This window comes from Proteiniclasticum ruminis (assembly GCF_900115135.1).
GTDB classification, from domain to species: domain Bacteria; phylum Bacillota; class Clostridia; order Clostridiales; family Clostridiaceae; genus Proteiniclasticum; species Proteiniclasticum ruminis_A.
Window position 1 is genome coordinate 1 of the sequence record NZ_FOVK01000027.1, and the last position, 8,005, is coordinate 8,005.

General features: G+C 43.7%; 6 protein-coding genes, 1 tRNA gene and 1 rRNA gene. 1 reads left to right on the forward strand and 7 read right to left on the reverse strand.

Going from position 1 to position 8,005, the window contains the following annotated elements:
• Positions 1-186 (reverse strand): 16S ribosomal RNA (locus BM243_RS14830); the annotation flags it as partial.
• 532 nt (positions 187-718) lie between these two features.
• On the opposite strand from BM243_RS14830, the gene BM243_RS14835 reads away from it, so the two are divergent.
• Positions 719-1,279, forward strand: a complete 561-nt coding sequence (locus BM243_RS14835) for a cob(I)yrinic acid a,c-diamide adenosyltransferase (protein ID WP_074913373.1) — start codon at positions 719-721, stop codon at positions 1,277-1,279.
• 46 nt (positions 1,280-1,325) lie between these two features.
• Here the strand turns inward: BM243_RS14835 and BM243_RS14840 are convergent, their stop codons facing one another.
• The 6 genes from BM243_RS14840 to BM243_RS14865 form a co-directional block, all read right to left on the reverse strand.
• The gene (locus BM243_RS14840) at positions 1,326-2,030 is read right to left on the reverse strand and encodes a cysteate racemase (RefSeq protein ID WP_074913375.1); all 705 of its coding nucleotides are present in this window, start codon (positions 2,028-2,030) and stop codon (positions 1,326-1,328) included.
• 39 nt (positions 2,031-2,069) lie between these two features.
• Complete coding sequence (locus BM243_RS14845) at positions 2,070-3,617, reverse strand: Mur ligase family protein (RefSeq protein ID WP_074913377.1); 1,548 nt, start codon at positions 3,615-3,617, stop codon at positions 2,070-2,072.
• Between the two features lie 131 nt (positions 3,618-3,748).
• Positions 3,749-5,032, reverse strand: a complete 1,284-nt coding sequence (locus BM243_RS14850; RefSeq protein WP_074913379.1) for a uracil-xanthine permease family protein — start codon at positions 5,030-5,032, stop codon at positions 3,749-3,751.
• 239 nt (positions 5,033-5,271) lie between these two features.
• A complete protein-coding gene (gene aroA / locus BM243_RS14855; RefSeq protein ID WP_074913381.1) occupies positions 5,272-6,531 on the reverse strand; it encodes a 3-phosphoshikimate 1-carboxyvinyltransferase in 1,260 nt (419 codons plus the stop codon).
• Between the two features lie 31 nt (positions 6,532-6,562).
• The gene (locus tag BM243_RS14860) at positions 6,563-7,696 is read right to left on the reverse strand and encodes an aminopeptidase (RefSeq protein WP_074913383.1); all 1,134 of its coding nucleotides are present in this window, start codon (positions 7,694-7,696) and stop codon (positions 6,563-6,565) included.
• Between the two features lie 233 nt (positions 7,697-7,929).
• Positions 7,930-8,005 (reverse strand) — tRNA-Lys (locus BM243_RS14865).

The window sequence follows — 8,005 nt, forward strand, 5'->3', positions numbered from 1 at the left end:
CTTATGCGGTATTAATCTTCCTTTCGGAAGGCTATCCCCCACTTTGAGGCAGGTTACCCACGTGTTACTCACCCGTCCGCCGCTAAGAACGCTTCTATGTAAACATATCCGCATTCTCCGCTCGACTTGCATGTGTTAGGCACGCCGCCAGCGTTCGTCCTGAGCCAGGATCAAACTCTCAATTTAAAAGTTTGAACTAGCTATTCATTACACTAGCTTCTGAACTCCATTTTCATGAAGTTCGCACTTTCTTTTCAGAAAGTGGTTTTTTTTGATTTCTCAAAAAGAATTACTTTGGTTTTTTACCTATATTCTGTTTAATTTTCAAAGAACTATGTTTGTTTGTTTTCGTCGCTTTCATCAGGCGACTTCTATATAATATCATTCAGGCAAATTAGTGTCAACAGGTTTTTTTGATTTTTTTGCGAAAATGTTCATATTTTCTGAAGCTCTGTCGATACTCCTTGGAACTCAATTGAGTTGCTCGCTGATATTTTCCGCTGTTTTTTCAAAACTCACCTTGTTCTTCACAGCAAAGTACCCTTTATCTGTCGAAACCCAACAAAAGAACACTTTGAAGTACTTGTAATTATACAACAAATCACCAAAGAAACAAGTAGCACACTTCATGATTATTCTCATTTATTTTACATTGTTTTCGACACAAGCCCTCTCCAGTTCATTATAATAGAGATAATAAAACTTGTTGGAGGTAATTATGGGAATAGTAACAAAAACAGGGGATCAAGGCACCACTGGAACCCTCGGTGGAAAAAGAATCCCCAAATCATCTTCACTAATAGAACTGAACGGACAGATCGATGAAGTGAATGCTTCACTTGGATATCTGAACTCTCTTATAGAAGAAGGAAAAGACTTTGAGAAAAAGCAGGAGCTGATGGAATTCATCCGTTTCATACAAAACGGACTGTATAACTTAGGAACAGAGATCTCTTCAGGATTTACCATTGTTAGATTCAACGAAACACATCCAGCACTGCTGGAAGCGAAAATCGACGAACTTACAGCTCTTATGCCACCTCAAACCAAATTCATCCTTTTCTCAGGCGCAAAAGAAGCTACTTACGCTCACGTAGTACGCTCCGTATCCAGAAGATGCGAAAGACAATTCGTTCGCTATCTGTTAGAGGAGAATGTGGATCCGTTTCCACAGTGTTATAAATTTTTGAACAGACTCTCCGATTACTTATTCACAGTTGCTAGATTCCTGAACCAGGAACTGGGCGGAGAAGAGATCGAAACATCCCCTTGGGCTTAACAGAGAGAACCCCACCGATTCTATTCGTAGAACCAGTGGGGTTTTCTCATTCCTGTCCTTTTTCTATCATCGTTTCTGCAATGACATCCATGGGGTCAATACTCGGTCTTGATAGAGAATTCTTCCTGAGCACCAGACCAATTTCTGTACATCCTAGAATAACAATCTCCGCCCCTTTGGAAATCACATGTTCTCCTGCCTTTTCCAGAAGTTCCACTGGTCTGCCAGTGGTAACACCGGATTTAATACCAGTACCCTCGCCATAGATCGCCTCCATCACAAGCTGTTCCTGCACATCCTCATCCGGATACACGATTTCCACATTCTGGAGAAACTGATTGAAGATTCTTGTGGACTTTGTCCCAGTGGTTGCCAGAACTCCCACTTTTTTGACTCCCGGATAGTTTTTATGGATATATATGTTTAGCTCCTCCAGTGCATGGAGTATCTTAAGCTCCGTTCCCTCAACAATCTCCTTATAAAAATAATGCGACGTGATACAAGGTATGCAAGCAAGCTCAACCCCCATCTTCAGTAAATTATTGGCCGTCTTGATGATTTCAGGCACTGGACTTTCTCCCAACCCAAGAATTGCACGTGTGCGATCCGGTATTTTAGGGTTGCTGTCAATGATAATCCTGAAATGATCCTGATCCCTCATCACTTTAGTCGCTTTGATCATCTTCATATAAATCTGAGCACTGGCTTCTGGCCCCATGCCCCCTATGATTCCTAATATCTTATCTCTCATACTCTAAAGAAGCTTGCCGCTTCCCCTTCAACTCCTCTGTCAGGACATATCAGAAACCCGGTCTCTCAGCACGGAAAACAGGCTCTCTCTATCCTCTTCTATTCCTTTACGATAAATATATTCTAATGCAATCCTTGCGCCGTGATCCATCCCTTGAGAACCAGCCAGAAGAATCACATCCCCTTTCTGCGCTTTATCAATGGCATACGCAATAGCCGGTCTAAGCTCTTCATATAGATGAACCTCCAGACCAGAATGCTCCAGCATACTTTCATAGGTTCTGATTTCTTCTTTCGTCACCCGATCCTTATCCGTCACAAATTCTACGCTCTTTGTACCAATGATTTCATCCAGATGAAGCTTTTCTTTCCACTTCAGAAGCGTCTCCAGATTTTCACGGTTGACAACAGGACCTCTATTCCCCCGGATCGCATAGACCAGATGCAGTTTCTCATACTCAAGCTTCACAAGACTTTCCAGAGTCATATCGATGTTGCTGGTATTGGCAAAATGATCATCAATGATGATAAAATCACCATCATAAATATACTGGAATCTTCTCTCCACTCCACCAAATGTTTCCATAGCCTTCACACACACTTTGGCATCCACTCCATCAGCCATGGCTATGGCCATGGCTGAAAGAGCATTCACCACAGAGTGGAACCCTGGAACTTTCAGCGACACCGGATATTCTCCTTGTGGTACCCACCCGTTCAGCCCTTCAAATCCCTCTTGGACAACTAATGTGAACCTTCCTCTACCGGATGACAAATCAAGATTTTTACAGAAGAGTGTAGCTGATGGATCTTTTGTGGAGAAAGTGATGACTCTCGCTTTGGTATGTTCCTTCATAGAAATCGTGTTCTCATCATCCATGTTGAGCACAGCCACCGCAGAACTTTTTGCCTTACGTATTAAGGACGACTTTGCTTCATAATACTTTTCAAGACTACCATGCTGATCGATATGTTCTCTGCTGAAATTATTGAACGCAACAATATCAAAATCCACATCATTGACTCGGTAAAGCTCCAATGCAGAGGATGACACTTCCATTACAGCTTTCTCCACCCGATCCTCTGCCATCTTCAGAAAAATCTTCTGAAGATCACTGCTCTCTGGTGTAGTCAGCTCTGAATGCACAAATTCGTCACCGCTTTTTATCATAACACTGCCGATAAGACCAGTCTTGTATCCTGCTTCAAGATAAATGTGGTCCAACATATAGCTTGTCGTGGTTTTCCCGTTGGTCGCTGTGATACCAATGACCTTAAGATTTTTGGTGGGATATCCCAAAAGCTTCGCAGAAAGTCTTGAGAGAGCCTCTCTTGGATTCTCTACCCTGATCTGAGGAATCTTAACATCCTTTCGGAACTCACTGACAACAGCTGCTGCTGCGCCTTTTTCTGACGCTTTACCGATATAATCGTGACCATCCATCAAATACCCTTTGATGGCAACAAACAATCCACCCTGTTCTATTTTTCTTGAATCATTGGTCACCGATGTGATCTCTAAGTCCAGAAGATCCTCTCCTTCATCTATCGTGAAAGGATAATCTTCCAAAAGACGACTCAATTTCATTTTTCCACCCACTCTACCGTTTTTACTGATTATACCAAAGTTCGCGGTATATCGCTTCATATCAGTATGATTTTCACAAAAAAATAAAACTCGGTGCTTTCAAAGGAAAGCGCCGAGCCAGTATCTATCTATTATGCTCTCTTCACAAGACTGAACAGACTGTTCAGTATGATTCCAACGACGGCCGCCAGACTCAGACCGCTTAAGGCGATGTTCTCTGTCAGTCGGATGGAGAAGAAGGAAGCCATTTCGGATGGAAGATAAGTTGGTGCCAGACCGATAACCACGATAGCCAAAGCTGTAATCACTGTTCTAGCCTCTACTTTCACTTCTTTCTGTTCGAAAGCTGATTTCAAAGTCTTCACACCAATCAGAGCAATCATGGAGAACAAAATGACGCTGATTCCACCCATGACTGGGGTTGGAATACTTCTAAGAGTTCCTCCAAGCTTTCCAACGAAAGCCAGAACGATGGCAAATACTGCAGCCAGTCTCAGGATTGCAGGATTATAATTCTTTGTGATTGCCAACACACCTGTGTTTTCGCCATAGGTTGTGTTCGCTGGTCCACCAATGAGTGCTGCAAACGCTGTTGCCAAGCCGTCACCCAGAAGTGTCTTATGTAATCCAGGATTTTTGATGAAATCTTTTCCTACTACTTGACCATTTGTTGTAATATCCCCTACATGCTCCATAAATACTGCAAGAACCACAGGTGCGATGGTTAAAACTGCATCCAGGTTGAACTTAGGAAAGGTAAAGGTTGGTACCTGGAATAACTGTGCACTTGTAATGATGGAAATGTCCACTTGGGATAAAGCCAGGGAAACAATATATCCTACCGCTACCGCGATGATGATGGAAAGCTGCTTCAGCATGCCTTTTCCAAAGAGATTCAGCGCAAGAGCTGTAAGAAGAGTGACAGCTGCAATAATCAGATTTCCTTGTGCCATGCCATATGCAGTGGGCAGCAGAGTAAGTCCGATGACCATAATCATAGGTCCAACAACATAGGAAGGAAGAATCTTTTTCAGACTCTCATACTTCACTTTTTTCATAATGAAGGAAGCCAGCACATACAGAAGACCTGCCACTATAATTCCACCTTGGGCATAAGCATAATCCCCACCATTTGCTTCTTTCACGCTATTGATCACCGCGATGAACGCAAAGGAAGACCCTAGAAATACCGGAACTGTTCCACCTGTGACAAAATGGAATATCAGCGTACCGATACCCGCTGTTAGAAGCGCTATAGATGGATTCATCCCTGTGAGCATCGGAACCAGAACTGTCGCACCAAACATCGCAATAAGATGCTGGAGTGCAAGTATGATGTCTTTTCCTGAAGTCACCTCGAAAAATTTCTGTTCCGTTTCAACTTCCAGTTTGTTTTTTGCCGTGATTGTTGTCATGTTTTCCTCCTTATTGGGTATCCCTGTACCCATTAATAAAATATAATTGCATAAAAAAACCTCTTGTCCAAACAGACAAGAGGTATAATAAGCCTACGTATTCTTTGATTCATGCTTACCATCTTCTTGGCCTCTCTGGACCTTGTTAAAGATTTCTTCTAAAGAAGTATAGCACATGGAATCCCATACAGCAAGAGTAAATTTATACTAATCTTTACGCTGCTCTCATATGCTTTTACCTATTTCGCCTCTTCCATTTTGGTCAGCGTAGAGAAATCACTGAAAAACTCTGGATACGATTTGTTTACTGCTTCATACCCTAGGATTTTTACTGTCTCTTTGCACCTTAAGGAAGCTACCGCACTGGCCATGACAATACGATGATCATGATAGGTGTCAACGGTGCCTCCCCGAAGCATCTCGCAGCCTTCTATGACGATATCTTCACCATCCAGATCTGCCTGCCCGCCCAAGGAACGGATCAGCTCAATGGTGGACTCGATGCGGTTGGACTCCTTATAACGGAGCCTTCTGCAGTTTTTAAGCTTTCCGCCTCCATTTGAAAGTGCTAAAAGCACTCCAAGAACAGGTGTCAGATCCGGAATATCAGAAATCTCCGCATCAATCCCCTGAAGATCAGATTTTCTCACTTTGTATCCATTTTCTGTGCGAACTATATCGACGCCCATTTTCTCAAGAATTCTTACAATCTCCCGATCCCCTTGAACAGAATCATGAGTAAGCCCCTTAATGTCCACCTCACCAGCAAGAGCTGCTGCCGCCATAAAGAAAGCTCCTTGAGAGTAGTCTCCCTCCACTTCATAATCTCTAGCTGCATAGGCCTGATTCCCTTTCACGAAGAAAGTATTTCCTTCCCGCTCCACAAACACCCCAAAATCTTCCATAACACGGAGGGTCATGGCTACATAGCCTGCACTTTCGAGGTTTCCAGTTATTGTCAGCGTGCTGTCACCATCCAGCAGCGGCAAAACAAAGAGCATCCCGGAAATAAACTGAGAGCTCACATCCCCTCTCATGGAGAAATGCCCAGGTACTAGCTTTCCTTTCACCACAAGGCTTTCCATACTGTCCCTGTAAAGCGTCACATCCAGTTCCTGAAAAAGCTCTTCATATACAGTCAGTGGCCTCTTCATAAGATTGGTGCTTCCTCTGAACTCATATACTTCATCAAAAAGCAGGGTGATGGGAATGAAAAATCGAAGGGTTGACCCAGACTCTTCCGGTTTCAGCACACGGTCCCGCCTGTTGCCAAATCCTCTGGCATCCATGTGCACTTCCTTTTCACGAATAAAGAAATCCACACCCAAATCTTCCAGACATTTCAGCGTCGCCATAATATCCATGGATAGATCCACAGGACGGACAACCCCCTTCCCCCCAGAAAGCGCCAAGGCGATCAGTGCTCTATGGGCATAGGACTTTGACGGTGGTACAGTGATCTCCCCCTGAACAGATTTTGCATTCAGCTCTTTAATCACGTAAACTCCTCCTTTCTTTTGTTCGACTTTTCTATAGACTCTTCTCGAAACGTTCCAGCACTTCCTTTATGAATTGTCCATTTTCGTGGAAGAGTTCTCCATCGGCATAAATTCGTCCCGTTTTACGAAGCTCTCCAATCATATCCCAGTGAATGACACTTCTGTTCTGTCCTCCAGCTTCCGGGAAAGAGTCTCCAATGGCCATATGGAAAGTTCCGCCGATTTTCTCATCAAAGAGGATATTCTTCGTGATGTTCTTAATGCCATAATTGGTTCCGATGGCCAGCTCTCCGAAGGTTCTCGCGCCTTCATCTGTATCAAGGATGGTCATGAGAAGCTCTTCTCCTTTTTCAGCAGAAGCTTTGACAATTCTGCCTTTCTCAATCTCCAGTCTGATTCCTTGAATTTCTTTTCCTGCATAAATCAGCGGGAACTCAAAATAAACATGCCCATTCACGGAATCTTCCACCGGCGAAGTGAAGATCTCTCCATCTGGAAAATTCACCTGACCATCACAGTTGATCCAGACTCTGCCATCGACACTCGCCGTGACATCGGTCTCTTCAGAAACAATTCTGATTTCCTTCTTAGTATTGAGATAAGCAATCCAGCGGTCCTGTTCTTTGGAGATTTTGGTCCACTCCGCCACAGGATCCTGTTCGTATAAAAGTCCTGCACCGTAGACAAAATCCTCATACTCTTCCAAGCTCATACCTGCTTCCTGGGCATCTCCCATGGCCGGAAACTGAGTGCCGCACCATCTTAAAGATCCATCTCCCATACGTTCTGAATAAAGTTTTCTCCATCCTTTAGCCCCAATAGAGGAGAATTTCACCTGATCCGGATGGATGTTGGTCCCAAACTTCGGGTTCCTGGATCCCCATGCAGTCAGCCAGACATCCGCTTTGGCAAGAAGTGTCTCATTGAGAAGATTCCCTTCCCGAAGCTGCTCTTCTGTGGACTCTTTCAAGATCACTTCCTGAATTTCATCTGAAGTCAGAACTACCTCCACATGACCTCCCGCTTTCACCGCTTCCCTTGCCACAGCCTTCGCCCAAGGGGTTGCCACTTCGTCACAGCGAATGTACACAAAGTCACCAGGTGTCACCTTCGTGGAGTACTTCACCAAAAGCTCCGCTAATTTTTCAAGTCTTTCATCTCTCATCGTTTTTCACTCCAATGCTTCTGTTTTCTTCATTATACATCAGAGTGCTTCCACATCCTAGAAAAGAAACATTTCCAGGGCTTTTCTCCATTCCCTCAAAAATCTTTTCAGGAGATTGAAAACGTTAAGACAATATTCAAAGTTCTCCCTTATAATAAAAGAAGAGGCTCATGCGGATGCACTTGCCTCAAAAAAAACAAATAAAAAAATCCGGTAAATCTACCGGATTCAAATGGTGGTCGATCAGGGGTTCGAACCCTGGGCCCTACGATTAAGAGTCGCATGCTCTACCAGCTGAGCTAATCAACC

Bases quoted from the DNA above. Each gene is read 5' to 3' on its own strand.
- BM243_RS14840 (WP_074913375.1), bottom strand. From the start codon at position 2,030: ATGAGAGATAAGATATTAGGAATCATAGGGGGCATGGGGCCAGAAGCC.
- BM243_RS14845 (WP_074913377.1), bottom strand. From the start codon at position 3,617: ATGAAATTGAGTCGTCTTTTGGAAGATTATCCTTTCACGATAGATGAA.
- BM243_RS14835 (WP_074913373.1), top strand. From the start codon at position 719: ATGGGAATAGTAACAAAAACAGGGGATCAAGGCACCACTGGAACCCTC.
- BM243_RS14860 (WP_074913383.1), bottom strand. From the start codon at position 7,696: ATGAGAGATGAAAGACTTGAAAAATTAGCGGAGCTTTTGGTGAAGTAC.
- BM243_RS14850 (WP_074913379.1), bottom strand. From the start codon at position 5,032: ATGACAACAATCACGGCAAAAAACAAACTGGAAGTTGAAACGGAACAG.